We start from the raw sequence: 24594 nt of genomic DNA on the forward strand, positions 1-24594 counted from the left end.
CGCCGTCACGCGGAAGGGCCCGCACCCCGTGTCCCGGGGTGCGGGCCCTTCCGCGTACGACCGGATCAGGCGGCCTTGGCCTTCGTCGCGTACATGTCCACGTACTCCTGGCCGGAGAGCCGCATCACCTCGGACATCACCGAGTCGGTCACCGCCCGCAGCACATAGCGGTCGCGGTCCATGCCCTCGTACCGGGAGAACTCCATCGGCTCGCCGAAGCGCACCGTGACCTTGCCCGGCCGAGGCAGTCCGGCGCCGCCCGGCTGGAGCTTGTCGGTGCCGATCATGGCGAACGGGACCACCGGTGCGCCCGTCATCAGCGTCAGCCGCGCGATCCCCGTACGGCCCCGGTAGAGCCGGCCGTCGGGGGAGCGGGTGCCTTCCGGGTAGATCGCGAAGGCCTGGCCCTCCTCCAGCACCCGGCGGCCCGTCATCAGCGCCGCGACCCCGCCACGGCCGCCGTCCCGGTCCACCGGGATCATGCCGCAGCCGGTGAAGAACCAGGCCATCAGCCGGCCCTTGAGCCCCTTGCCGGTCACGTACTCGTCCTTGCCGATGTAGAACACCGGCCGGTCGCAGCAGATCGGCATGATCATCGAGTCGATGAACGTGAGGTGGTTGCCCGCGAGGATCACCGGCCCGGTCCCGGGAATGTTCTCCGCGCCCTCCACCTGTGGGCGGAACATCAGGCGCAGAATCGGTCCGAGCACTGCCTTGATGACCGTTTGACGGGACAACGGTTCCTCCGGTGTCGTGGCCGGGCCGGCCGAAGCGAGTGAGGTGGTACGGCGTGTGGTGCGGGGTGGTGTCCGGTCGTGCGAGGTGTTGGACTGTGCAGGTGAGGACGATACTCGCGGGTATGCGCTGATCGCACATCGGGTTCACGGAGTGGATACGCCGTGTTGACGTGTGTTTCCGCCATGTTCGCCTCACATCCGCCCCGCTGACCTGCCCGCCTGCCTACGATCGGGCCGCGCCCGACCGGGCCAGGACAGAACCGAGCGAGGAGCATTCATGACGGAGCGTGTGACCGGCACTCCCGGCCGGCGGACCCTGCTGGGCGCCGCCGTACTCGGAACGGCGGCCCTCGGTCTCGCCTCCACGGCACAGGCCGCCGAGCGCGGACGCGGCGGTCACGGAGACGGCCACGGTTCGCTGCGGGACCTGCCCGTACCGACGGTGATCGGCCACCGCGGAGCCAGCGGCTACCGGCCCGAGCACACGCTCGGCTCCTATCAGCTGGCGCTCGACCTCGGCGCGCACATCGTCGAGCAGGACCTCGTGCCGACCAAGGACGGCCACCTCGTCTGCCGCCACGAGAACGACATCACCGCCACCACGGACGTCGCCGACCACCCCGAGTTCGCCGGCCGCAGGACCACGAAATCCATCGACGGCGTCTCCTACACCGGCTGGTTCACCGAGGACTTCACCCTCGCCGAGCTCAAGACCCTGCGCGCCACCGAGCGCATCCCCGGCAACCGCCCGGACAACACCCTCTACGACGGCCGCTGGACGGTCCCCACCTTCGAAGAGGTCCTGCGCTGGGCCGACCAGGAGGGCCGCAAGCGCGGAAAGCCCGTCTGGCTGTACGTGGAGACCAAGCACCCCACGTACTTCCGGAGCCTGGGCCTCGGCCTGGAGGAGCCGCTGGCCCGGCTGCTGCGCCGCCACCGCCGCGACCGCAGGAACGCGCCGCTCATCCTCCAGTCCTTCGAGCCGAGCTCGGTCCAGCGCCTCGCCCGGCTGGTCGACACCCCGCGCATCGTCCTCCTCTCCGGTCCGGCCACGCGTCCGTGGGACTTCGTCGAGTCCGGCGACCCGCGCACGGTGGCCGACCTGGTCAAGCCCGCCGGGCTGAAGTGGATCGCCTCCTACGCCCAGGGCATCGGCCCCACGCTCGACCTGGTCATCCCCAAGGACGCCGCGGGCCGGCTCACCACGCCGACCACGCTGGTGAAGGACGCGCACGCGCGCGGCCTGCTCCTGCACCCGTACACGCTGCGCAACGAGAACAGCTTCCTGCCCGCCGACTTCCGGCGCGGAACCGACCCCAACGCCTACGGTGACGTGTTCGGCGCCGCCGCCGCGTACTTCGCCACCGGTATCGACGGCATCTTCTCCGACCACCCGGACACCGCGCTGCTGGCGGCGGCGGACTTCAAGGGCCGCTGAGCCTGTCCCGGGACGCCGAGCCCTTCTCGGCAGGGTTCGCGCGCGCGTCAGCCGCCGGGCCTCCGTGCCCCGGTCGGGTGGTGCGGTCCGCGCCGGGCAACCGGGCGGGCCGCCACCACGTTTGCCGGGGCATGACGCTTCTCGATCTTGAACCCGGCCGGGCCACCGCCACCGCTCTCGTCTTCCGCTTAGAACCGCTGGTGCGGGCCGAGGCGGGAGCGGAGGCGCCCGCCGCCGGTCTGGACCCCGCCGACCTCGAACAGACCGTATGGCTGCGGCTCCTGGAACGTCCCGTAGCCGCCGGACCGCCTCGCGACCCGGCCCGCTGGGTGCGCGACACCGTCCGCGCGGAGGCCCGGAAAGGACGCCGCGCGGCCCGGCGGGAACGCCCGTACGCCGAAACGGAACCCGCCGCTCCGCCGACCGGCTCCCCGGAACGGGTCGCGCTCGGAGCCGCCGAACGCCGGGCGCTCCGCGCCGCGATGGCCCGGCTGCCCGAGCGCTGTACCCGGCTGCTGGACGCGATGCTGGCGCCCACCGACCCGACGTACCGAGAAATCGCAGGGGAGTTGGGTATGTCACAGGGGAGTTTGGGACCGATCCGTTCCCGTTGCCTTGGATGTCTGCGCAGAATGCTCGCGGCGGAGGTTGCCGTCCCTGAACTGCGGGGAAGGGTGCGGTAGGCAACCGGGCGGACAGGTGAGCGGGAGGCGTGCACACATGGGCATGAGCGTGATCATCTCGGCGGCGACGGCACAGGACGCGGAGCAGATCTTCCGGCTCCAGTACCTCTGCTTCCAGCGCGAGGCGGAGCTGTACGACAACTACCGGATCGACCCGCTGGTCCAGACCCTGGACGCGGTACGCGGCGAAGTGGCCGACGACCTGGTCTTCGTGGCCCGCCTCGGCGACGAAGTCGTGGGCTCCGTCCACGGATTCACCGACCCGGACGGTACGGGACAGATCGGCCGGCTCTGTGTGCACCCCAGGCTCCAGGGGCACGGGCTCGGCACCCGGCTGCTGAACGCGGTGGAGGCGGCCCTCGCCGCCGACCGCGCCGCCACCCGCTTCCGGCTGCACACCGGCCACCGCAGCGAGAGCAACCTGAGGCTCTACCGGCGGGCCGGCTACGCCCAGGTCGGCGACGTCACCGGTACGGACGGCGTCCGGCTCATCCTGCTGGAGAAGGAGGCGGCGGCCCAGGAGTTCGTGGCCAGCGCCTGACCTCTGGCGGCTTCAGGCCCTCCGGGCGCGCCGCAGCCAGATCATCCCGGTGACCGGCAGGATCACCGGGATGAACAGGTAGCCCATCCCGAAGTCCGACCAGACGGTCGAGTCCGGGAAGGCGGACGGCTCGGCCAGCGTCCAGGCGCCGACGACCAGGACGCCCAGCAGCTCGGCGGCGCAGCACGCCAGCGCCGCCCGGCGGGCCTTCTCGCCGCCGCGCACCAGTGAGTACGTGATGAACCCGTAGACGACGGCGGCCACGGCCGAGAGCGAGTAGGCGAGCGGCGCCCGGTCGAAGCCCCGGACCACCTCGACGATCGAGCGCGAGGCCGCCGCGACCGTGAACACTCCGTAGAACCAGACGAGCACCCGGCCCGGACCGGTGCCCAGCTCGAAGGACGGCTTCGGCGCCGCGGCCGCCTCGGAGCGGTCGGCGTCACTCACGTCGGATACCTTGCCGGTGTCCCTCATGTCAGCCACCCCAGATGTCGTAGAGCCGTACTTCGAGGACCGCCAGCACCACCGCGCCCGCCGCCACCGTCACCGAGCCCCAGCGGGTCCGCTCGGAGAGCGAGAGGACACCGGCCGCCGGCACGGCAGCGAACGAACCGATCAGATAGGCGAGGAACACCGCCATCCCCTGCTCCGGCCGCTCCCCGCGCGCCAGCTGCACGATGCCGACCACCAGCTGCGCGAAGGCCAGGACGGTCACGACGGCCATCCCGATGAAGTGCCAGTCCTTCGTCGGCTGGTCCTTGTAGGCGGCGTGTCCGCACCAGGCGGCGAGGGCGAGCGCGGTCACGGCGACCGCGACCGTCAGGGCGTCAAGCATGTAGCGAGGGTATTACGGCCGCACCACCCGCCCGCGTGCGGCCCCAACCCGCGTCCGCTCGGCGCCGCGGATCGTGGCCTTGACCACAACGCCCACCCGGACCGGCCTCGCGGACGACCGCCACCGGAGCCGTACGACCTCCTGGACAACCCCTATAAGTGCAGGTCAGAGCCTTGCTGTCGTATGTCGGCGAGTCGGCCCGACAGGCCGCCGCCGACCATCCACGGCTGTCCGGAATGCGGACAGCCAGGTTCGTGCCGAGGCGTACGTCTGTTTTACTTGGGCCCATGACCACGACGAGCAGCCGCACCCTTGCGACCGAGGCGATCAGTACGCCCGGTGCTCGTTGTATGTGTCGAATGCGCGCCTTCTGAGGGCCCCCGCCTGAGCCTCGCGCCCCGAAGCGAGACCCGAGCCTCGCCGTTCGCCCCCTGTGGAACGAGCCGCCCGAGCATGCGCTGTCACCCCGGCCGACCGCCGTACACAGCCGTGCTGAGACGTGAACCGGACGACCAGCCCGCATCAGTCTCTTCAGACGTTTGCCCCGTGCCCGGCGGACACCCGCGCCGCGCACTCGACAGTGACGGAAACCCCTGTGATCACCACTACGGGCCTCACGAAGGTCTACCAGTCGCGCGACCGTGAGGTCACCGCACTCGACGGAGTCGACCTCCACGTCCGCGAAGGCGAGATATACGGCGTCATCGGACAGAGCGGCGCCGGGAAGTCCTCCCTCATCCGCTGCGTCAACCTGCTGGAGCGCCCCACCTCCGGCACGGTCACCGTGGCCGGCCAGGACCTCACGGCCCTCGCCGGACGCGGCCGCCGGGCGAGCGCGGAGTTGCGCGCCGCCCGTACCCGTATCGGCATGGTCTTCCAGCACTTCAACCTGCTGGACTCACGGACCGTCCTGGACAACGTGGAGCTCCCGCTGGAGATCCTCGGCGTCTCCGGACAGGAGCGCACCCGTAAGGCGAAGGAGCTCCTCGACCTGGTCGGCCTCTCCGACAAGGCGAAGTCCTATCCCAAGCAGCTCTCCGGCGGCCAGAAGCAGCGCGTCGGCATCGCCCGCGCCCTGGCCGGCGACCCGAAGGTGCTGCTCTCGGACGAGGCGACCTCCGCCCTCGACCCCGAGACCACCCGCTCCATCCTCCAGCTGCTGCGCGACCTCAACCAGCAGCTCGGCCTGACCATCCTGCTGATCACCCACGAGATGGACGTCGTCAAGACGATCTGCGACTCCGCCGCCCTCATGCAGCGCGGCCGGATCGTGGAGTCCGGCACGGTCGGCGGACTGCTCGCCACCCCCGGCTCCGAGCTGGCGAGCGAGCTGTTCCCGGTCGGCGGCAGTGCCTCCGGACCCGACCGTACGGTCGTGGACGTCACCTTCCACGGCGAGGCCGCGAGCCAGCCGGTGATCTCGCAGCTCTCCCGTACGTACAACATCGACATCTCGATCCTGGGCGCCGCGATGGACACCGTCGGCGGCAAGCAGATCGGCCGGATGCGCATCGAGCTGCCCGGCCGGTTCGAGGAGAACGTCGTCCCGATCGGCTTCCTGCGCGAGCAGGGACTCCAGGCCGAGGTCGTCGAGGACGAGAACGGCCCCCGGGCCCGCGCCGCCGCGACCGTCCCTGAGCAGGCGCCCGCCGCGATCACCAAGGAGGCCGTCAAGTGACCTGGTCCGAAATGCAGCCCCTGCTGACCCAGGGCACCTTCGACACCCTCTACATGGTGCTCTGGTCCGCACTGGTCACCGTCGTCGGCGGACTGCCGCTCGGCGTCCTGCTCGTCCTCACCGACAAGGGCGGACTGCTCCAGAACACCGCGGTGAACAAGGTCACCGGCGTGATCGTGAACATCGGCCGCTCGCTGCCGTTCATCATCCTGCTGATCGCGCTGATCCCGTTCACCACCTGGGTCGTCGGCACCTTCATCGGCCCCACCGCGATGATCGTCCCGCTCGCCGTCGGCGCCATCCCGTTCTTCGCCCGGCTCGTCGAGACGGCGATCCGCGAGGTCGACCACGGGCTCGTCGAGGCCGTGCAGTCGATGGGCGGCTCCATCCCGACCATCGTCCGCAAGGTGCTCCTGCCGCAGGCCCTGCCCTCGCTCGTCTCGGGTGTCACCACCACCCTCATCGTGCTCATCGGCTACTCCGCGATGGCCGGTGCGGTCGGCGGCGAAGGGCTCGGCTCCAAGGCCGTCACCTACGGATTCCAGCGCTTCGACAACCAGTTCATGCTGATCACCGTCGCGCTCCTCATCGTGCTGGTCAGCGTGATCCAGCTGATCGGCGACCTCATCGTGCGACTGCTGGCCCGCCGCGGCCGCACCGCCTCCTAGGCCCTGAGGCCCCCTGAACTTTTCGTCCCCATCAAGCCCGAACTCCTTGTCCGGGCGCTCCACCACCACTGAGAAAGAGGCACTTTTCGTGCGCAAGAACATCAAGATCACCGCAGCCGTCGCCTCCGCCGCCGCCCTCGCCCTGGGCCTCGGCGCCTGCGGTACGGACTCCGACCCGGCCTCCAAGAGCGAGAGCGGCGCCAAGGCCGACACCTCCAAGGCCCTGGTCGTCGCCGCGTCCCCGACGCCGCACGCCGACATCCTGAACTTCGTCAAGAAGAACCTGGCGGAGAAGGAGGGCCTCAAGCTGGAGGTCAAGGAGTTCACGGACTACGTCCTGCCGAACACCGCCACCCAGAACGGCCAGGTCGACGCCAACTTCTTCCAGCACAAGCCGTACCTGGACGACTTCAACGCGAAGAACAAGACCACCATCGTCCCGGTCGTCAACGTGCACCTGGAGCCCCTCGGTCTCTACTCCAAGAAGATCAAGGACGTCAAGGACATCAAGTCCGGCCAGACCATAGCCATCCCCAACGACACCACCAACGGCGGCCGCGCCCTCCAGCTGCTCGCCGACAACGGCCTGATCACGCTCAAGGACGGCGTCGGCAGCGCCGCCAAGCTGAGCGACATCACCGACAAGAAGGGCCTCGAGTTCAAGGAGCTGGAGGCCGCCACCGTGCCCCGCGCCCTGAACGACGTGGACGCCGCCGTCATCAACGGCAACTACGCCCTGGAGGCCAAGCTCTCCCCGGCGAAGGACTCCCTGGCCGTGGAGAAGGCCGAGGGCAACCCGTACGCCAACTTCCTGGCGGTCAAGGACGGCAACGAGAAGGACCCGCGCGTCGAGAAGCTTGCCAAGCTCCTCAACTCCGACGAGGTCAAGAAGTTCATCGAGGACACCTACCAGGGCTCGATCGTCGCCTCCTTCGGCGCCCCGGCCGCGTCCTGACCTCCGCCAAGTCCTGACCTCCGTCAGGCACTTGCTCGACGGAGCCCCGCCCCTTCCCCGCGAAGGCGCGGGGCTCCGTCGTGCGGACCCGCCCATGCACACCGCGGACGCGATGCTGCATGCTGTGCTTTTACCCGGTCTTCGCTTTTACCCGGTCTTCTGCATGGAGCTGCGCATGACTACCACCTTTCCGTCCGTCTCCATCAGCACGGACAGGTTGGTGATGCGTCCCTTCGAGATGGCCGACATCCCCGCGTACATCGAGATGATGAACGACGAGACGGTCACCGCCTGGACCGACGGACCGCACCCCTACACCCAGGTCGACGCCGAACGCTGGGTCCGCAGAATCGCCCCCGGGGAACGCACCTCGGGCCACGGCATCGCCCTCGCCGTCACCGAGTTCCTCACCCAGCGGCTCGTCGGCAGCGTCCAGCTCCTCAACACCGACTGGCGCACCCTGGCCACCGAGGTCCGCTACATCACCGCTCCCTGGGCGCGCGGCGAGGGGTACGCCACCGAATCCGTGCTGGCGGTCGCCGAATGGCTCTTCCGAGACCAGGGCTTCGAACGCCTCGAACTGCGCACTCCCGCCGACAACACCGCCGCCCAGCAGGTCGCGCAGAAGCTCGGCTGCATCAGCGAAGGCGTCCTGCGCAACGCCCGCATCGCCCGCACCCGGACCGAGAACGGCACCGACGGCGGCTGGACCGACATCCGTACCGACCTGATCGTCTGGGGCCTCCTCCCCGAGGACCTCGAAGGCGTCGCCGAGCAGCTGGCCGACGCCGGCGGCTACGGCACGTACAACGACTGGAAGTGAGCACGACGGACCTCCGGTACGGGCCTCCCGAGGCCACCGGCCGGGCCCCGGTCCGCACCAGGTACTGTCACCCCTGCCCGCATGCGCACGGGCGTTCCCTCGCTCCCTCCGACACCCCAGGAGACAGACGAAGATGGCCGACCGGGTCACGGTGATCGGCTGGGACGGCTCGCCACTGACCAGAGCGGCCACGGCCGCGCTCTCGGCCGCCACGCTCGTCGCGGGCGCCGCCCACCACCTCGCCCTGCCCGAAGTGCCCAAGGGCGCCGAGCGCGTCCGCCTCGGCAGCGTCGACCTGGCCGCCCGCCGCATCGCCGGCCACCGCGGCAGCGCCGTCGTCCTCGCCGACGGCGACCCCGGCTTCTTCGGCGTCGTCCGCACCCTGCGCGCTCCTGAACACGGCCTCGAAGTCGAAGTCGTGCCCGCGGTCTCCGCCGTCGCCACCGCCTTCGCCCGCGCCGGAATGCCCTGGGACGACGCCCAGATCGTCGTCGCCCACCCGCGCACCCTGCGCCGCGCGGTCAACGTCTGCCGGGCCCACCACAAGGTCGCCGTCCTCACCTCACCGGGCGCGGGCCCCGCCGAACTGGCCCTCCTCCTCGAAGGCGTCCACCGCACCTTCGTCATCTGCGAGGAGCTCGGCACCGACCGCGAACGCGTCACCGTCCTCACCTCCGACAAGGCCGCCGACCACACCTGGCGCGACCCCAACGTCGTCATCGTCATCGGCGGCAGCTCCGAGACGACCGCCACCGGCGCCTGGTTCGCCGGCCGCGAGCCGTCCTACCCGCAAGGCATCCGAGGCTGGGCACTGCCCGCCGACGCCTACCGCGAGGCCGGAGCGGACCGCATGCAGGAGTCCGGCGAGGGCGAGTCGCCGAACCTGCGCGCCGCCCAGCTGGCCCGCCTCGGCCCGCGCACCGGCGACCTGGTCTGGGACATCGGCTGCGGCAGCGGCGCCCTGGCGGTGGAGGCGGCCCGCTTCGGCGCGGCCGTGCTGGCGGTCGACGCCGACCCGGGCGCCTGCTCCCGTACGGACGCGGCGGCCCGCGCCTTCGGCGTACCGCTCCAGATCGTCTGCGGCCGCGCCCCGCACGTCCTGGAACGGCTGCCCGAACCCGATGTCGTACGGGTCGGCGGCGGCGGCGCACCGGTGGCCCGGGCCGTCATGGACCGGCGCCCGGAACGCATCGTCACGCACGCCTCCACCCGCGACGAGGCCGAGGCTCTCGGCGCGGCGCTCACCGGCAACGGCTACACGGTCGAGTGCTCGCTGCTCCAGTCCGTCGACCTGGACACCGAGGTGTGGACCGAGCGCGAACGGTCCGTCGTGTTCCTTCTCTCCGCACGGCGTTCGGACGTCGCCCCCTGACCTTTCCGCCCGGTACGGGAGGTAGGCTGGCCGATTGTTGTACCGCGCCCGGACGTTCGTCGCTTCGTTCGTCAATGTCCGGAAAAGTGGACTGTTTTGGTCCGCTCTGTGGTACGGCACCAACCGGGGGACGCGCGACGTGGCGCAGTCCACAGCGAGCCGTGGCATAACTGCCTGCCACGGCGGCGAACGGCCGCGAGAATAAGAAGAGGTCCGCGGGCGTTTCGTGCCGCGCGGCGAGCCCGCTCGTTCTTCATGACGAGCACCGGCGTGCCGTGGTCTCGGCGTCCCGGGCGAAGGGCCGAAGGAGCACTGACGATGGGCGAGGGGTACGCATGACTGACACCGGCCAGATCCCGGGTGAGGGACTGCCGGAGAACGCAGGCATGGTGGAGCAGCCGGGCATCCCCGCCCCGGACGCGTACACCTTCCTCGACCCCTCCGAGCACGCACCCGAGGACGACGACCTCCTGCTGATGCCGACCTCCCAGGGCGCGTGGAGCGACCCGCAGCAGACGGCCCAGGCCCAGCCGGCCCCGCAGGCCGCCGCCGCACCGGCTGCTGTCGCTGCTCCTGCTACGGCTCCGGTTTCTGTTACGGCTCCGGAGCAGGCGGTACAGCAGTACCAGGCTCAGCGGCAGCCGCAGGTTCCCGCGCAGGGCCAGGAGGCTCCGGCCGCCGCCGAGGCGGTGCACGGCACCCACGAGTCAGGAGGCCGCGACACCGGCTCCGTCGACCTCGACGGCGTACGGATCCCGTCTCCGGCCACCGCGCCCGCCGAGACACCCGTGCCCGTGCAGACCCCGGCGGCGGTCCAGGCTCCCGCTCCGGTCCGCCGCCCTCTGCACCGGGGTCCGGTTTCGGCCGAGGGGCCGTCGTACGGCGGCGGTACGCAAGGGGGCGGTGTGGTCCGCTCACTGGCCGACCGAGGCCCCGCCGGAGCGGTGCGGACCGCACCTCCGGCCCGCCACGCGAGCCCGCCGGTGACCGGCCCCGAGTACTTCGAGGCCCCGGCCGAGGAGGTCCCGGTGCTGCCGGGCCCGCAGCTGGGCGAGATCCCGCCGCAGGGCGCGTCGCCGTGGGGGCCGCCTCCGGAGGCTCCTGCTGAGGCTCCTGCTGAGGCTGAGGCTGAGGCGGTGGTGGAGCCTGAGGCTTCGGTCGGATCTGTGGACGTGGTCGAGCCCGAGCCGACCGTGGTGTCCGAGGTGGCGGCCGAGCCCGAGCCGGTCGTGGAGACAGTGACGGTGGCCGAGGCTGAGCAGCCCGTTGTGGAGCCGGTCGCGGTGGCTGAGGCGGCGGTGCCGGTTGCGCCGGTCGAGGCTGAGCAGCCGGTCGCGCCGGAGGCGGAGGCCCCGGCCGAGGAGGCCGTGCCGGAGCACGTGGAGCCTGAGGCTCCCGTCGAGCCGGTCCAGCCGGAGGCAGTCGTTCCCGCCGAGCCGGTCCAGTTGGAGGCGGCGGTGGAGCCTGAGGCGGCCGCTCCGGTTCCGATGGAGCAGCCGGTCCAGGCGAAGGCCGTGAACGAGCCCGAGCCGGTCGTCGTCCAGCCCGAGCCCGTCGTCGTACAGCCCGAGCCCGTCCTCGTCCAGCCCGAGCCGGTGGAGCAGATGGCCCCGGCAGAAACGGTCGTTCCGGAACCGATTGCCGCCGAACCGGTCGTCGCCGAGCAGCCGGAGGGCCCGGTGGAAGCGGTGGTGGAGGCTCCGGCAGAGCTGCCCGCCGAGGCACCGGCAAAGATTCCGGTCGCGGCTCCGGTAGAGGCACCCGCCGCGCCCGCCGACGTAACGGTCGAGTCCGCTCCGCAGCCCGTCCTGGTGGACGCTCCCGTTGCTGATCCCGCGGCGGTCGACGAGGCCGTGGCGGCCGAGGAAGTCCCCGAGCCCGCCGCCGTAACCGTCGAGCCCGTCGAGCCCGAACCCGCAGCGCCGCAGCAGACGCCCGAACCCGCCACGACGGCGGAGCCCGTACAGCCGGCGCCGGCCGCCGAGCCCGTGGCGGACGCCGAGGACGGCACCGGCCCCGAGGTCATCGAGACACCGGAGCTGGACGAGCAGCCGGTCGAACAGCCCGCAGCGGAGGTGGCTCCCCAGGAGCCCTTCACCCCGCCCGCGCCCGGCTACGACGACGCCGAGCGCGAGGCGGTGCTCCGGGTCATGCGCGAGCGCCGGGACATCCGCAACGGCTTCCGCAGCGACCCGATCCCGCACGAGGTCCTGCTCCGGGTGCTGGAGGCCGCGCACACCGCGCCGAGCGTCGGCCACTCGCAGCCGTGGGACTTCGTGGTGATCCGGTCCGCGGAGACGCGCCGTTCCATGCACGAACTGGCCCAGCGCCAGCGCGAGGCGTACGCCCAGTCGCTCCCGAAGGGCCGCGCGAAGCAGTTCAAGGAACTGAAGATCGAGGCGATCCTTGACACCCCGGTCAACATCGTCGTCACCGCCGACCCGACCCGTGGTGGCCGGCATACACTCGGCCGCCACACACAGCCGCAGATGGCCCCGTACTCCTCGGCGCTCGCCGTGGAGAACCTGTGGCTGGCGGCCCGTGCCGAGGGCCTCGGCGTCGGCTGGGTCAGCTTCTTCGACGAGCGCGAGATGGTCCGCGCGCTCGGCCTGCCGGAGCACCTCGAGGTCGTGGCGTACCTCTGTGTCGGTTACGTCGACGAGTTCCCGGAGGAGCCGGAGCTGCTCCAAGCGGGCTGGTCCAAGCGCCGCCCGCTCTCGTGGGTCGTCCACGAGGAGACGTACGGCCGACGCGCGCTGCCCGGCGAGGAGCCGCACGACCTGCTCCAGGAGACCATCTCCGCCATCCGCCCGCTGGACGCGAAGGCGCTCGGCGAGGCGTGGGAGCGGCAGAAGCGGATGACCAAGCCGGCCGGTGCGCTCGGCATGCTGGAGATCATCTCCGCGCAGCTGTCCGGCCTCTCCCGGATGTGCCCGCCGCCGATCCCGGAGCCCGCGGCCGTCGCGATCTTCGCCGGTGACCACGGAGTGCACGCGCAGGGCGTCACGGCGTGGCCGCAGGAGGTCACCGCGCAGATGGTGGCGAACTTCCTCGGCGGCGGAGCCGTCTGCAACGCGTTCGCCGCACAGGTCGGCGCGGAGGTCTGCGTCGTCGACGTAGGCGTCGCCACGGACCTGCCCGCGACTCCCGGCCTGCTGCCGCGCAAGGTACGCAAGGGCACGTCGGACTTCACCACGGGCCCGGCCCTCACCCGGGACGAGGTCCTCGCCGCTGTCGAGGTGGGCATCGAGACGGCCCGCGACCTGGTGGCGGCGGGCAACAAGGCGCTGCTCACCGGTGAGATGGGCATCGCCAACACCACCGCGTCGGCCGCGCTGATCTGCGTCTACACCGGGAGCGACGCCTCCGAGGTGACCGGCCGAGGGACCGGCATCAACGACGAGATGCACGCCCGCAAGGTCGACGTCGTACGCCGAGCCCTCGACCTCCACCAGCCGGACGCGTCGGACCCGATCGGCGTGCTCGCGGCGGTCGGCGGCCTGGAGCACGCCGCGATGGCCGGTTTCCTCCTCGGCGGAGCCTCTCTGCGTACGCCGGTGATCCTGGACGGCGTGAGCGCGGGCGCAGCGGCCCTGGTCGCCCGAGCCATCGCTCCCGAGGCCCTCGCGGCCTGCATCGCCGGCCACCGCAGCGCCGAACCGGGCCACGTGGCGGCCCTGAACAAACTGGGCCTGCGCCCGCTGGTCGACCTGGACCTCCGCCTCGGCGAAGGCACGGGCGCGCTGCTGGCGCTCCCGATCGTGCAGAGCGCGGCACGGGCGATGCACGAGGTGGCGACGTTCGACGCGGCGGGAGTGACGGAGAAGTAGCCCACCCCTCGCGGGTTCGCCTCTCTCCGCCCCTCCCAGTCCCTTCCCCCCGTCCCTCCGGCTTTGCCGTTCCAGCCCCTCCGGCGTTCGAGGAGCGGGGTCCGGGGCGGAGCCCCGAAACCCAGCCCCTCCGGCGCTTGAGGACATAGGGGCCCGGGGCACAGCCCCGGTTTCGGGAAGGGGCGGGGAGGGGCCAGGCCCGCCGCAGGCGCCCACCCCGCCCCGGGCCCGCATCACCCCGTATCCTGGCCCCCACTTGCGCACGTCACAGCCGCTCCACCGCCGCAGCGGCCCCTACGCAGCACCCCGTACGAGGAGCCCGCACCGCCATGGCCGAGCACGCAGACCACGCCGACCGCGCAGGTCAGAACGATCACCCCGCGTACCCTGTCGGCCTGCGCCTCCACGGCCGCCGCACCGTCGTCATCGGCGGTGGCCAGGTCGCCCAGCGCAGGCTGCCGCAGCTCATCGCCACCGGTGCCGTCATCACCCTGATCTCTCCGTCCGCGACCGCCTCCGTCGAGGCCATGGCGGACGCCGGCGAGATCCGCTGGGAGCGCCGCCGCTACCAGGACGGTGACCTCGCCGACACCTGGTACGCCCTCGTCGCCTCCTCCGACACCGCCGCCAACGACGCCGCCTCCGCCGAGGCCGAACGCACCCGCACCTGGTGCGTACGAGCCGACGACGCCGAGGCCGCCACCGCCTGGACCCCGGCCACCGGCCGCATCGACAACATCACCGTCGCCGTCCTCAACGCCACTCCCCAGGGCCGCGACCCCCGCCACTCCGCCGCTCTCCGCGACGCCATCGTCGAGGGCCTGCGCGACGGCACCATCGCCGCACCGCACCACCGCACCCGCGCTCCCGGCGTCGCCCTGGTCGGCGGCGGCCCCGGCGACCCGGACCTGATCACCGTGCGCGGCCGCCGCCTCCTCGCCGAGGCGGACGTGGTCATCGCCGACCGCCTCGGCCCCCGCGACCTGCTCGACGAGCTGCCGCCGCACGTCGAGGTGATCGACGCCGCGAAGATCCCGTACGGCCGGTTCATGGCTCAGGAGGCGATCAACCAGGCGCTGATCGAGCACGCCAAGGCGGGCAAGGCCGTGGTCCGGCTCAAGGGCGGCGACCCGTTCGTCTTCGGCCGCGGTATGGAGGAGGCCCAGGCGCTCGCCGCCGAAGGCATCCCGTGCACGGTCGTCCCCGGCATCTCCAGCACCATCTCCGTCCCCGGAGCGGCCGGCATCCCGGTCACCCACCGCGGCGTCGCCCATGAGTTCACCGTGGTCAGCGGCCATGTCGCGCCCGAGGACCCGCGCTCGCTGGTCGACTGGGAGGCCATCGCCCGGCTGCGCGGCACGCTCGTGCTGCTGATGGCCGTCGACAAGATCGCCGCCATCGCCGCCGCCCTGATCGCCCACGGCAAGGACCCGGCCACCCCGGTCGCTCTCGTCCAGGAGGGCACCACCGCCGCTCAGCGCCGGGTCGACGCGACCCTCGCGGACGTCGGCGACCGCGCGGTCGCCGAGGACGTGCGCCCGCCCGCCGTGATCGTCATCGGCGAGGTCGTCGCCGTCGGCCCGGACTCCGCGCCGCAGCCGGACGACAACGCGTCGGCCGAATGAAGCCGGACCCCACCACGTAACCCGCGGTTACGCATCCCATCCCAGGCGTTGGCACCGCAGACCGGACAAGGCAGTATCACCCTGTGGCAGATCTCATCACGCTCGACGACCCCGACGACCCGCGCCTGAGCGACTACATCGGGCTGACCGATGTCGAGCTGCGGCGACGACGCGAGCCCGCCGAAGGCCTCTTCATCGCGGAGGGCGAGAAGGTCATCCGCCGCGCCCGGCACGCCGGGTACGAGATGCGCTCGATGCTGCTCTCCGCCAAGTGGGTCGACGTCATGCGCGACGTCATCGACGAGGTCCCGGCCCCGGTGTACGCCGTCGCGCCCGAGCTCGCCGAACGCGTCACCGGCTACCACGTCCACCGCGGAGCGCTCGCCTCCATGCAGCGCAAGCCGCTGCCCAACTCCGACGAACTGCTCACCACCGCACGCCGCGTGGTGGTCATGGAGTCGGTCAACGACCACACCAACATCGGCGCGATCTTCCGCAGCGCCGCGGCTCTCGGCATGGACGCCGTCCTGCTCTCCCCGGACTGCGCCGATCCGCTCTACCGGCGCTCGGTCAAGGTCTCCATGGGCGCGGTCTTCTCCGTCCCGTACGCCCGCCTCGAAGCCTGGCCCAAGACGCTGGAGACCGTACGGGAAGCGGGCTTCCGGCTCCTCGCCCTCACGCCCGATCCCAAGGCCACCAGCATCGACGAGGCGGCCCCGCACCGGCTGGAGCGGGTCGCGCTGATGCTGGGCGCGGAAGGGGAAGGGCTCTCCACGAAGGCGCTGATGGCCGCCGACGAGTGGGTCCGCATCCCGATGGCGCACGGCGTCGACTCGCTGAACGTCGGCGCGGCGGCGGCGGTCGCCTTCTACGCGGTGGCGACGGGCCGCCCGGAGAGCTGAGACGGGCCCAGCCGCCGGGACGTACTCAACGCGACTGCTCGGCCCGCACCTGCTCCTGCGTCTGCGAGACCTGGTTCGGCTGCTTCGGCCGCTCGCTCCCGCCCAGCCCGCGCGCCGGCCCCTGGCACCCTTGCGCCGCCGCGATCCCCAGCGCCACCAGCAACGTCACCACCACGAACACCACCAGCCGCTGGCGCAGCAGCTTGGGGTTGGCCGGACGCCGTCCCGCCGAGGTCGAACGGGCCCCGGGACGCGTCCCCGGCCTGCCGTTCGTCGCGCCAGGCCGCTTACCGGACCCCGTGGTGGAGCGCGGCGCCCGCTGCTGCGGCCGGGACCCACCGGTGCGCGGCGCGCCTCCGGACCCCGAACGCGAAGGCGCGGGACGCCGGCCCTGCTGCGGGCGGCCGGCCGAGGACGGGCCCTCCGCGCGGCGGGTGTGCTGCTCGGTGTACGGGCCATCGAGCCGGCCGGTGGGCCGGTCCGTGTCCGGCGCGGAGCGCTGGGCGGGCGGCCGGCTCTCGTGCAGGCCCTGCGCCTCGCGGGCCGCGATCTCCTTGAGCCGCATGGAGAGTTGGAGCGTGCTCGGCCGCTCCTCCGGGTCCTTCGCCAGGCAGGCGCGGATCAGCGGCGCCAGCGCGTCGTGCACCCCGTGGAGCTGCGCCTCCTCGTGCACCACGCGGTAGAGCATCACCTCGGAACTACCGTGCCCGAAAGGGGAGTCGGCCATCGCCGCGTACGCCAGGGTCGCGCCGAGCGAGAAGACGTCCGTCGCGGGCGTCACCGCCGCACCCCGGACCTGCTCGGGCGCGAGGAAGCCCGGCGACCCCACCGCCGTACCGACATGGGTCAGCGTGCTGGCCCCGGTCGCCCAGGCGATGCCGAAGTCGATGATGCGCGGGCCCTTGGGGGAGAGGAGGATGTTCGACGGCTTCAGGTCCCGGTGGACCACACCGGCCTCGTGCACCGCGACCAGGCCCTCGGAGAGCGCCGCGCCGATCGAGGCGACCTCCGCCGCGGCCAGCGGGCCTTCCTCGGCGACCTTGTCGTGCAGGGACGGGCCGGGGACGTACTGCGTCGCGAACCACGGGCGGTCCGCCTCCAGGTCGGCGGCGACGAGCCGGGCCGTACAGCCGCCCCGGATCCGCCGCGCGGCGGACACCTCACGCGCGAACCGCGAACGGAACTCCTGGTCCTCCGCCAGGTCGGGCCGGATCACCTTGAGCGCCACCCGCTGACCCCGCCGGTCGGAGCCCAGGTAGACCACGCCCATCCCGCCCGCGCCGAGCCGCCGGTGCAGCCGGAACGAGCCGACGAGACGCGGGTCCTCGCGCCGGAGCCGCATCATCGCCATCGTCTGCCCATCCCCGCTGCCTGGTCCGCCTGACGAGGCACAGCTTACGTACCCCGCGCCCGGCGCGCTCAGAGGCCGCGCCCTCGCCGGGCTTTCGATTGTCCGTGCCGGGCGGGAGAGGTGAAGAGCGGTCAGGGAGCGGCGGTTCCGGGCCCGTCGGCCCGTACGGTGCGGCAAAGGGCCTTCGAACAAGGGCCGTTGGTTCGAGCCACGGTGGCCGGGACGAGCCGGCCGAGGAGAGCGCGGAGACCACCCGGACGTACGCGGTGACGTTCCTCGTAGGCCGCCGCGCAGCGCATCCCACCCTCCTACGGAGGGTGGATCGAGTGAGTGAAGTCACCCCTGGGAGCCCTTCCCAGGGGTGGTGGCCCCCCTGTGACCCCTCCGGGATGACCCCAAGGCCGGGCGGACCGTCTCCACCCAGGGGAGTACGCCGACCGTCGACGGCTCATCCTCCGGGAGGCCCGGTATTCGGTACGCGGGCATGACGCCCCGTGCTCGCCGGTTACCTAATGTTGAGGTCAAGCGGCGGGCGCAGCACTCGTCCCCCGAGGTCACACGCCCGCCGCTCCCCATCAGGTCAGGAGAGGAACCATGGCGGACACGGCAACGCGGACCATGATCCGCACGCAGGGACGCAAGGCCTACGCCTCGTTCGGCGCCCGCCCGTCCGGCACCCGTCACCCTTTGGTGGCGACGGCCATGGTCCTCCCTCTGGCGGCCCTGCTCGCAGTCGCCTTCGGCGGCTGGGACGCGGTGGTCACACAGGCGTCGTCCGTGGCGGTGATGCTGGGGCGCTGAGCGGCGCCCGGGGTCCGGAAGAGCGGTCCGGACCCAGGCATCAGGCCAACAGCCCCGTGGGGACGGGGGTGCGGCGGACGGCAGCGTTTGTCCGGTCAGCTGGGGAGCTGACCGGGCATCGCGCTGTGTGGGGCGTTTTTCTGGGGCCGCGTTTCCGTGACGGGCTTTCCGGTGACCGGTCACCGGTGAGCGGCTGGCCCGTGGCCGCGTCCCCGATGACCGGCTGCCCGTGGTCACTTTCCCGCGCCCGTGTTCCCTACGGCCGCCACCCGTGCCCACTCCCTGTGCGCGCACGCGTTGTGCCCGAGCCCCTCATGGCCGCTTCCTGCGCCCCCACGCCTCGTGCCCGGGCTCCCTGTAACTGCTTTTCCGTACCCGCGCTCCCGGCGGTTGCTTCCTGCGCCCGCACGCCTCGTGCCCGGGTGCCCCGTGGGCGCTTCCGTGGACTGGGGACACGCCGGTACGAACCGGGCGCGGCCTGTGCCCGCGCCCCGCCCAGCGGGCTCTACCGCTCTCCGCCCCGCCTGCGGCGTACGCTCAGCGGGGACCGGTGCCAGGGCCGGGACCGACCCGTCGCCGGGGGAGCCGTTGCGTACCACCTCAACCTCAGCCGACCGTGAGCCGACCATTCCTGATCCAACGGCCGCCGGGCCCGGCGCCCCGGAGACAGCGGCTGCCGTGCCGGCCCCTCCGGACCCAGCGGCTCTCGACGCATCCCGTGCCGGGCCCGGCGCCGTCGTGCCGGCCGCTCCCCTTCCAGCCGCCGCCGCGCCGGCCGCTCCCGTTCCAGCCGCCGTCGTGCCGGCCGCTCCCGCTCCAGCCGCCGTCGTGCCGGCCGCTCCCGGACCAGCCGCCGCCGAGACCACCGCCCCCGACTGCGTCACTACCGATGCGTCCGCTGCCGGACCAGGCCGTGCCTTGACCGCCGTTCCCCAGCGCTCCATCCCCGACTCTGCCACCGCCGCCGACTCCGTGGCCCGTGAACCCGTCATCCGTGAGCTCGGCATCCTCGCCCACCGCCTCCGGCGCCACCACCCGCCCGGCACTCCCTGCGCCTGCGCACCGCCCCAGCTCCTGGCCGATCGGCCGGACGGCACCGTGGTCCGTAGTGGTCCGGTCGTGGCCAAGGCTCACGCCGTCGACATCGACCGCGACGCCCTGGCAGCCCGCCTCGCCCTGGCCTCGGCGCCACAGCTGGCCGGCATCCTCCTTCCGCCGCTCACCACCTCGGGCCCGGTCGATACGACGGGGCCCGTACCTCGTCCCGTCACCTTCTGGCCGTACGGCGCCCCCGTCGACCCCCGGGACCCCGACGCGGCTCCCTGGGCCGAAGCCGCCGTCCTGCTCGCCCGCCTCCACCGAACCGTTTCTCCGCTCCCGCTCCCGACCCCGCCGATGCGCGGCCCGGTCAAGGCGGCCCGTGCGGTCGCGCGGATGCTTGCCGCACTGCCCGGTGCCGACGCGGTCCTCTCCGTACAGGCCGCCTGGCACGCCCTGCCGGCCTGGGCGCGGGGTGAGGCCGCGCCGCCGGCCGCGCGGTCGGGCTTCCTCTGCCACGGGGACCTGCACCTGGGACAGCTCGTACGCCATCCCGCCCCGGACGGGCCCTGGTTGCTCATCGATGTGGATGACGCCGGGCTGGGCGACCCGGCGTGGGACCTTGCCCGGCCCGCCGCCTGGTACGCGGCCGGGGTGCTGGCCCCGGAGGACTGGCTGCTGTTCCTGGACGCCTACCGGTCCGCCGGGGGACCCGCCGTGCCCGCCGCCAAAGACCCCTGGCCGCAACTGGACGTCCCGGCCCGTGCGCTGACGGTCCAGACGGCGGCCGTCGCGCTCGCCAAGTGCGCGGCGGAGGGCCGGGAGCCGGACGAGATGGAACAGCTGATGATCGATTCCTGTGCCCGAATCGCTACATCCCCGCCCGAGTTGGCGGATGGGCCCGCATCGTAGGCTGAACGGACCGCGGCCGGGCGGGCTTTCCGGCGGCGGCACAACGAGGGCGAGGAGCCGAGCCGATGATGCAGTGTCCCAAGTGTCACGCGCAGATGCAGACGTACAACCGCAACGGTGTCCAGATCGAGCAGTGCAGCGGTTGCCGGGGGATATTCCTGGACTACGGCGAGCTGGAGTCGCTGACCCGCCTGGAGTCGCAGTGGGCCCAGCAGGCCCCGCCCCCGCCGCCCGCCCCCCAGACCTACCCGCAGGCGGCTCCGCCGGCCCACGCTCCCGCCTGGGGCGCCCCGCAGTACGGCCAGCAGCACGGCGGGCACTACGGCCACCGCCGCCAGAAGGGCTTCGGCCGGATGCTCTTCTCGTCCTGACCATCACGAAGGTACGACGAAAGAACCCCCGGTCGTCGAAACGACCGGGGGTTCTCGGTGGTGCGCGATACTGGGATTGAACCAGTGACCTCTTCCGTGTCAGGGAAGCGCTCTCCCGCTGAGCTAATCGCGCGAGGCAAAACCTGCGTGTACTGCGTGCGCGATACTGGGATTGAACCAGTGACCTCTTCCGTGTCAGGGAAGCGCTCTCCCGCTGAGCTAATCGCGCGGGTGATCCTTACGGACCGGTGATCCTTGCGGACCAGTGGACGATACTGGGATTGAACCAGTGACCTCTTCCGTGTCAGGGAAGCGCTCTCCCGCTGAGCTAATCGTCCTTGGAGGTGGAGACGGGATTTGAACCCGTGTAGACGGCTTTGCAGGCCGTTGCCTCGCCTCTCGGCCACTCCACCAGGGGCGGGGGTTCGGGAAGAATCCCCACCTTCTGCGAGCGGACGACCAGGTTCGAACTGGCGACCTCAACCTTGGCAAGGTTGCGCTCTACCAACTGAGCTACGTCCGCTTGTCTTTCCCGGTCCGCTTGCGCGTCCCGGCGACGTGTTGAACTCTAGCGGATTCCCGGGCCAGTACAAAAACGCGTTTGCGCAGATGGTCGCCGTAGCGCCGCCGTACCGTCGCCCCGGCGCAGGTCATCGCGGGCGGTTCTAGACTCGGCAGAGTGTTCCCCCTCGCTCCCATGGCCCGCTTCGGCGGCCTCGTCGCCTCCGGTCTCCAGGATGTGACCCACGATCCCGCCGCTCTCGACTCGTCCGGGTTCTGGGCGATCTGTTCCGATTTCGAGGGCCGTACGGTCTGCGCCCGCTTCTCCTCCGTACGCAAGGAGGAGGTGCCCGCTCCCGTGCCCGGAGCCTGGCGCGGGCCCGCGGCCGAGGAGTGGACGAGCTCGCTGGACCGTGACGCCTACACGGCGGGCGTGCGGCGGATCCGTGAATACATCGCGGCGGGCGAGGTCTACCAGGCCAACCTCTGCCGGGTCCTCTCCGCACCGCTGCCCGAGGCCGGGCCCGGCCGGGCCGACGTGGACGCCCTGACGGCCCTGCTCGCACGCGGCAACCCGGCACCGTACGCAGGAACGATCCGCCTGCCGAACCACGGCGTGGAGGTCGCCACCGCGTCGCCCGAGCTGTTCCTGCGCCGGGACGGGCGGACCGTCGAGTCCGGGCCGATCAAGGGGACCGGGCGGACCGAGGACGATCTGCTGGAGAAGGACCACGCGGAGAACGTCATGATCGTGGACCTGGTCCGTAACGACCTCGGCCGCGTCTGTGCGACCGGCAGTATCACCGTCCCCGACCTCTGCGTGGTCGAGAAGCACCCGGGCCTCGTCCACCTCGTCTCCACCGTGCGCGGCGAGCTGGCCGAAGGCGCGGGATGGCCGGAGCTGCTGGCAGCGGCGTTCCCGCCCGGCTCCGTCACCGGGGCGCCGAAGTCCAGCGCGCTGCGGATCATCGAGGAGCTGGAGCAGTCGCCGCGCGGGCCGTACTGCGGTGCGGTCGGCTGGGTCGACGCCGACCGGCGAACGGCCTCGCTGGCGGTGGGCATACGGACCTTCTGGATCGACCGGACCGGCTCCGTACCGCTTCTGCGCTTCGGCACCGGCGCCGGCATCACCTGGGGCTCCGACCCGGAGCGCGAGTGGGACGAGACCGAGCTGAAGGCGTCGCGGCTGCTGGCTGTAGCGTCGGGCACGTTCGAGCAGACAGGGCTCGGGCAGACAGGAAGGACCGCGTCATGAGGATTTGGGTCAACGGCGGACTGCGCGATGCCGACGATGCCCGGCTGTCGGTGCTCGACCACGGGCTGACCGTGGGCGACGGCATCTTCGAGACCGTCCGCACCAGCGAGGGCAAGCCCTTCGCCCTCACCCGCCACCTCGACCGCCTCACCCGCTCCGCGCGCGGCCTCGGCCTGCCCGACCCGGACCTGGACGAGATCCGGCGCGCCGCGACGGCGGTCATCGACGCCAACCCCGTCACGCTCGGACGGCTGCGGATCACGTACACCGGCGGGCTCTCTCCGCTCGGCTCCGACCGCGGCACCGCCGGGCCCAGCCTCGTCGTCGCGCTGGACGGCGTGAGCCGCCGCCCGGACACCACCGCGGTGATCACGGTCCCCTGGACCCGTAACGAGCGTGGCGCGCTGACCGGCCTCAAGACCACCTCGTACGCCGAGAACGTCGTCGCCCTCGCCCGGGCCCGCGAGCGGGGCGCGTCCGAGGCGTTGTTCCCGAACACGGCCGGCCGGCTCTGCGAAGGGACCGGGTCCAACGTGTTCGTCGTGCTGGACGGCCGCATCCACACTCCGCCGGTCGCCTCCGGGTGTCTCGCGGGGATCACCCGCGCGCTGGCCGTGGAGTGGACCGGGGCCGAGGAGAGCGATCTGCCGATGGAGGTGCTCGCCGAGGCCGACGAGATCTTCCTGACCTCCACGCTCCGCGACATCCAGGCCGTGCACCGCGTGGACGACCGTGAGCTGGCGCCGGAGCCCGGTCCGGTGACGGCGAAGGCCATGCGGATCTTCGACGAGCGGGCCGGGAACGACCTGGACCCGTAAGCCGTTTCCGGCCGCAAGCCCTTTCCGGCGGGCCGGAAAAGCGCGTGACGCGCGGCCGTGCAGGGGATACAAACCCTTGATGACCACGACACTCCGGCCGTCCGGGCCGCTTCAGCAAGGCGCCAACGGCGCGCGGGCGCGCACGTACGACGTGTGCGACAACGGCCGGCCCGTCGGCGCCGTGTCGATCAGCACCGACGACGCGTTCGGCGCCTCCGCCGGAGTCGTACGCTCCCTCGCCGTCGACGAGGCGCGGCGCAGGCGCGGCCGGGGCACCATCGCCGCGCTCGCCGCCGAGGAGGTGCTGCGAGGGTGGGGCTGCACCCACGTACGGACCGAGGTCCCGGCGGAGAACGACCCCGCCCGGCGCCTTGCGGCCGCACTCGGCTACACCGAGCGCAGCCGCAACATGGTCAAGACCCTCGGCCCCGACCCCGTACCCCTTCCCGAGGGCCTCACCGCGCGGCCGATGAGCGAGCAGGAGTACGCGGAGTGGCTGCGCGAGGCGGTCCGGTCGTACGCGCAGGAGTGGATCGACCGTGGTGTACCGCCCGAGCACGCCCGGCTCAAGTCGGAGGCCGACCATGCCGGGAACCTTCCGGACGGTCTTGCGACCGAGAACGTACGGTTCCGGGTTCTGGTCCACGGCGGGGCGGTGGTCGGCCATGTCTGGCTGGCCCTGCGGGAGCTGGAGCCCGGCCGGACCGCCGGCTTCGTCTTCGACGTCGAGGTGCGTGAGGAGCACCGGGGCCGCGGCTTCGGACGGGCCCTGATGCTCCTCGCCGAGGACGAGACCCGCTCCTGGGGCCACGACCGGCTCGGCCTGCACGTCTTCGCCGCCAACACGCCGGCACTGCGGCTGTACGAATCCCTCGGCTACGCGACGACGCGGTACAACCTGGCCAAGGCGCTGTAGGCGGCCGCTGCCGTCCGTGCCCCCGTGTCAGGCCTGTGCGGCCAGCCGGCGGTCGATGATCTCCTCGATCCGCACGCGCAGCCCTTCCTGGCTCTTCCCGCCGTCCAGCCGCTCGTCGCCGATGACATAGGTGGGCGTGCCGGTGACGCCGATCGCCTTGCCCTCCGCGTGGTCGGCGTCGACGATGAGCAGATGGCGGCCGTCGATGAGCGCGGTGTCGAACTCCTCGGCGTCCAGGCCCAGTTCGCGGGCCACGTCGAGCAGTACCGGCTCACCGGTCTTCCCGAGCTCCTCGGTCCTGGACAGGAGCGCCTCGATGTACGGCCAGTCCTGGCCCTGGACGGCGGCCTCCTCGGCGGCCTGCGCCGCCGCGTAGGCGTGCTTGTGCTTCTCCAGCGGGAAGTGGCGCAGCCGGATCTCGACACGGTCGCCGTACCGGGCGCGCACGGCGCGCACATCGCTGAGGGCCCGGTGGCAGTCAGGACATTCGAGATCGCACCAGACGTCGAGGACGACCGGTGCCGCAGGGGTGGAATCGCTCATG

At 72.1% G+C, this 24594-nt stretch carries 22 protein-coding genes and 5 tRNA genes; 17 read left to right on the forward strand and 10 right to left on the reverse strand.

The window, feature by feature from the left end; all coding sequences use genetic code 11:
• Positions 1-65 precede the first annotated feature (65 nt).
• A complete protein-coding gene (locus ABZ267_RS23855) occupies positions 66-737 on the reverse strand; it encodes a lysophospholipid acyltransferase family protein (RefSeq protein ID WP_026242069.1) in 672 nt (223 codons plus the stop codon).
• 277 nt (positions 738-1014) lie between these two features.
• Between ABZ267_RS23855 and ABZ267_RS23860 the strand changes: the two genes are divergently transcribed.
• The 3 genes from ABZ267_RS23860 to ABZ267_RS23870 all read left to right on the forward strand — a co-directional run bounded on the left by ABZ267_RS23860 (position 1015) and on the right by ABZ267_RS23870 (position 3399).
• Positions 1015-2175 carry a glycerophosphodiester phosphodiesterase gene (locus tag ABZ267_RS23860; protein ID WP_356756402.1) on the forward strand — a complete coding sequence of 387 codons (1161 nt, stop codon included), beginning with the start codon at positions 1015-1017 and terminating at the stop codon, positions 2173-2175.
• 131 nt (positions 2176-2306) lie between these two features.
• On the forward strand, positions 2307-2858 hold the full coding sequence (locus ABZ267_RS23865) for a sigma-70 family RNA polymerase sigma factor (RefSeq protein ID WP_356756400.1): 552 nt from the start codon (positions 2307-2309) through the stop codon (positions 2856-2858).
• 37 nt (positions 2859-2895) lie between these two features.
• Entirely contained in the window at positions 2896-3399 is a 504-nt protein-coding gene (locus tag ABZ267_RS23870; RefSeq protein ID WP_356756398.1) for a GNAT family N-acetyltransferase, read from the forward strand.
• A gap of 12 nt (positions 3400-3411) precedes the next feature.
• Here the strand turns inward: ABZ267_RS23870 and ABZ267_RS23875 are convergent, their stop codons facing one another.
• Positions 3412-3846: a hypothetical protein gene (locus tag ABZ267_RS23875; RefSeq protein WP_356756396.1), complete on the reverse strand. Its 435-nt coding sequence runs from the start codon at positions 3844-3846 to the stop codon at positions 3412-3414.
• A gap of 28 nt (positions 3847-3874) precedes the next feature.
• Positions 3875-4234 (reverse strand): hypothetical protein, encoded by a 360-nt coding sequence (locus tag ABZ267_RS23880; RefSeq protein ID WP_356756394.1) that lies wholly within the window; start codon positions 4232-4234, stop codon positions 3875-3877.
• 595 nt (positions 4235-4829) lie between these two features.
• Between ABZ267_RS23880 and ABZ267_RS23885 the strand changes: the two genes are divergently transcribed.
• The 8 genes from ABZ267_RS23885 to ABZ267_RS23920 all read left to right on the forward strand — a co-directional run bounded on the left by ABZ267_RS23885 (position 4830) and on the right by ABZ267_RS23920 (position 16087).
• Entirely contained in the window at positions 4830-5912 is a 1083-nt protein-coding gene (locus ABZ267_RS23885) for an ATP-binding cassette domain-containing protein (RefSeq protein WP_356756392.1), read from the forward strand.
• Positions 5909-6580, forward strand: coding sequence for a methionine ABC transporter permease (locus ABZ267_RS23890; RefSeq protein WP_356756390.1), 672 nt, complete (start codon positions 5909-5911; stop codon positions 6578-6580). The genes ABZ267_RS23885 and ABZ267_RS23890 overlap by 4 nt, the downstream gene beginning before the upstream one ends.
• Positions 6581-6668: 88 nt before the next feature.
• Positions 6669-7535: a MetQ/NlpA family ABC transporter substrate-binding protein gene (locus ABZ267_RS23895; protein ID WP_356756388.1), complete on the forward strand. Its 867-nt coding sequence runs from the start codon at positions 6669-6671 to the stop codon at positions 7533-7535.
• A 175-nt stretch (positions 7536-7710) separates the two neighbouring features.
• Positions 7711-8358, forward strand: coding sequence for a GNAT family N-acetyltransferase (locus tag ABZ267_RS23900; RefSeq protein WP_356756386.1), 648 nt, complete (start codon positions 7711-7713; stop codon positions 8356-8358).
• A 133-nt stretch (positions 8359-8491) separates the two neighbouring features.
• On the forward strand, positions 8492-9730 hold the full coding sequence (gene cbiE, locus ABZ267_RS23905) for a precorrin-6y C5,15-methyltransferase (decarboxylating) subunit CbiE (RefSeq protein ID WP_356756384.1): 1239 nt from the start codon (positions 8492-8494) through the stop codon (positions 9728-9730).
• 335 nt (positions 9731-10065) lie between these two features.
• Positions 10066-13560, forward strand: a complete 3495-nt coding sequence (gene cobT / locus ABZ267_RS23910; RefSeq protein WP_356756382.1) for a nicotinate-nucleotide--dimethylbenzimidazole phosphoribosyltransferase — start codon at positions 10066-10068, stop codon at positions 13558-13560.
• Positions 13561-13889: 329 nt separating this feature from the next.
• Positions 13890-15185: a uroporphyrinogen-III C-methyltransferase gene (gene cobA, locus ABZ267_RS23915; RefSeq protein ID WP_356756380.1), complete on the forward strand. Its 1296-nt coding sequence runs from the start codon at positions 13890-13892 to the stop codon at positions 15183-15185.
• A gap of 83 nt (positions 15186-15268) precedes the next feature.
• Positions 15269-16087: an RNA methyltransferase gene (locus ABZ267_RS23920; RefSeq protein WP_356756378.1), complete on the forward strand. Its 819-nt coding sequence runs from the start codon at positions 15269-15271 to the stop codon at positions 16085-16087.
• A 25-nt stretch (positions 16088-16112) separates the two neighbouring features.
• Here the strand turns inward: ABZ267_RS23920 and ABZ267_RS23925 are convergent, their stop codons facing one another.
• Positions 16113-17438: a protein kinase gene (locus ABZ267_RS23925; RefSeq protein WP_356756376.1), complete on the reverse strand. Its 1326-nt coding sequence runs from the start codon at positions 17436-17438 to the stop codon at positions 16113-16115.
• 594 nt (positions 17439-18032) lie between these two features.
• Between ABZ267_RS23925 and ABZ267_RS23930 the strand changes: the two genes are divergently transcribed.
• The 3 genes from ABZ267_RS23930 (at position 18033) to ABZ267_RS23940 (ending at position 20560) form a co-directional block, all read left to right on the forward strand.
• The gene (locus tag ABZ267_RS23930; protein WP_326706790.1) at positions 18033-18239 is read left to right on the forward strand and encodes a hypothetical protein; all 207 of its coding nucleotides are present in this window, start codon (positions 18033-18035) and stop codon (positions 18237-18239) included.
• A 972-nt stretch (positions 18240-19211) separates the two neighbouring features.
• Complete coding sequence (locus tag ABZ267_RS23935) at positions 19212-20189, forward strand: aminoglycoside phosphotransferase family protein (protein WP_356756446.1); 978 nt, start codon at positions 19212-19214, stop codon at positions 20187-20189.
• Between the two features lie 65 nt (positions 20190-20254).
• Positions 20255-20560 carry a zf-TFIIB domain-containing protein gene (locus ABZ267_RS23940; RefSeq protein WP_356756374.1) on the forward strand — a complete coding sequence of 102 codons (306 nt, stop codon included), beginning with the start codon at positions 20255-20257 and terminating at the stop codon, positions 20558-20560.
• Between the two features lie 58 nt (positions 20561-20618).
• Here ABZ267_RS23940 and ABZ267_RS23945 read toward each other — a convergent pair.
• The 5 genes from ABZ267_RS23945 to ABZ267_RS23965 form a co-directional block, all read right to left on the reverse strand.
• Positions 20619-20693, reverse strand: a tRNA-Val gene (locus ABZ267_RS23945).
• Between the two features lie 24 nt (positions 20694-20717).
• A tRNA-Val gene (locus tag ABZ267_RS23950) sits at positions 20718-20789 on the reverse strand.
• A 37-nt stretch (positions 20790-20826) separates the two neighbouring features.
• Positions 20827-20898 (reverse strand) — tRNA-Val (locus ABZ267_RS23955).
• A 1-nt stretch (position 20899) separates the two neighbouring features.
• Positions 20900-20973: transfer RNA gene (locus ABZ267_RS23960), tRNA-Cys, on the reverse strand.
• A 37-nt stretch (positions 20974-21010) separates the two neighbouring features.
• Positions 21011-21083, reverse strand: a tRNA-Gly gene (locus ABZ267_RS23965).
• Positions 21084-21257: 174 nt separating this feature from the next.
• Between ABZ267_RS23965 and ABZ267_RS23970 the strand changes: the two genes are divergently transcribed.
• The 3 genes from ABZ267_RS23970 to ABZ267_RS23980 all read left to right on the forward strand — a co-directional run bounded on the left by ABZ267_RS23970 (position 21258) and on the right by ABZ267_RS23980 (position 24050).
• On the forward strand, positions 21258-22316 hold the full coding sequence (locus tag ABZ267_RS23970; protein ID WP_356756444.1) for a chorismate-binding protein: 1059 nt from the start codon (positions 21258-21260) through the stop codon (positions 22314-22316).
• Positions 22313-23134, forward strand: coding sequence for an aminodeoxychorismate lyase (locus ABZ267_RS23975; protein ID WP_356756372.1), 822 nt, complete (start codon positions 22313-22315; stop codon positions 23132-23134). The genes ABZ267_RS23970 and ABZ267_RS23975 overlap by 4 nt, the downstream gene beginning before the upstream one ends.
• Positions 23135-23213: 79 nt before the next feature.
• A complete protein-coding gene (locus ABZ267_RS23980; RefSeq protein WP_356756370.1) occupies positions 23214-24050 on the forward strand; it encodes a GNAT family N-acetyltransferase in 837 nt (278 codons plus the stop codon).
• A 27-nt stretch (positions 24051-24077) separates the two neighbouring features.
• On the opposite strand, the gene ABZ267_RS23985 is transcribed toward ABZ267_RS23980, so the two are convergent.
• Positions 24078-24593: a DsbA family protein gene (locus ABZ267_RS23985; protein WP_356756368.1), complete on the reverse strand. Its 516-nt coding sequence runs from the start codon at positions 24591-24593 to the stop codon at positions 24078-24080.
• Position 24594 lies beyond the last annotated feature (1 nt).

Origin of the sequence: Streptomyces sp. NPDC006174 (assembly GCF_040614075.1) — a bacterium.
Classification (GTDB): Bacteria; Actinomycetota; Actinomycetes; order Streptomycetales; family Streptomycetaceae; genus Streptomyces.

Excerpts from the sequence above, each read along its gene's own strand:
- ABZ267_RS23975 (WP_356756372.1), top strand. The coding sequence starts at position 22,313 with ATGAGGATTTGGGTCAACGGCGGACTGCGCGATGCCGACGATGCCCGG.
- ABZ267_RS23930 (WP_326706790.1), top strand. The coding sequence starts at position 18,033 with ATGGCGGACACGGCAACGCGGACCATGATCCGCACGCAGGGACGCAAG.
- ABZ267_RS23980 (WP_356756370.1), top strand. The coding sequence starts at position 23,214 with ATGACCACGACACTCCGGCCGTCCGGGCCGCTTCAGCAAGGCGCCAAC.
- ABZ267_RS23925 (WP_356756376.1), bottom strand. The coding sequence starts at position 17,438 with ATGGCGATGATGCGGCTCCGGCGCGAGGACCCGCGTCTCGTCGGCTCG.
- cbiE (WP_356756384.1), top strand. The coding sequence starts at position 8,492 with ATGGCCGACCGGGTCACGGTGATCGGCTGGGACGGCTCGCCACTGACC.
- ABZ267_RS23940 (WP_356756374.1), top strand. The coding sequence starts at position 20,255 with ATGATGCAGTGTCCCAAGTGTCACGCGCAGATGCAGACGTACAACCGC.
- ABZ267_RS23970 (WP_356756444.1), top strand. The coding sequence starts at position 21,258 with ATGGCCCGCTTCGGCGGCCTCGTCGCCTCCGGTCTCCAGGATGTGACC.
- ABZ267_RS23865 (WP_356756400.1), top strand. The coding sequence starts at position 2,307 with ATGACGCTTCTCGATCTTGAACCCGGCCGGGCCACCGCCACCGCTCTC.
- ABZ267_RS23900 (WP_356756386.1), top strand. The coding sequence starts at position 7,711 with ATGACTACCACCTTTCCGTCCGTCTCCATCAGCACGGACAGGTTGGTG.
- ABZ267_RS23870 (WP_356756398.1), top strand. The coding sequence starts at position 2,896 with ATGGGCATGAGCGTGATCATCTCGGCGGCGACGGCACAGGACGCGGAG.
- ABZ267_RS23860 (WP_356756402.1), top strand. The coding sequence starts at position 1,015 with ATGACGGAGCGTGTGACCGGCACTCCCGGCCGGCGGACCCTGCTGGGC.
- ABZ267_RS23985 (WP_356756368.1), bottom strand. The coding sequence starts at position 24,593 with ATGAGCGATTCCACCCCTGCGGCACCGGTCGTCCTCGACGTCTGGTGC.
- cobT (WP_356756382.1), top strand. The coding sequence starts at position 10,066 with ATGACTGACACCGGCCAGATCCCGGGTGAGGGACTGCCGGAGAACGCA.
- ABZ267_RS23880 (WP_356756394.1), bottom strand. The coding sequence starts at position 4,234 with ATGCTTGACGCCCTGACGGTCGCGGTCGCCGTGACCGCGCTCGCCCTC.
- cobA (WP_356756380.1), top strand. The coding sequence starts at position 13,890 with ATGGCCGAGCACGCAGACCACGCCGACCGCGCAGGTCAGAACGATCAC.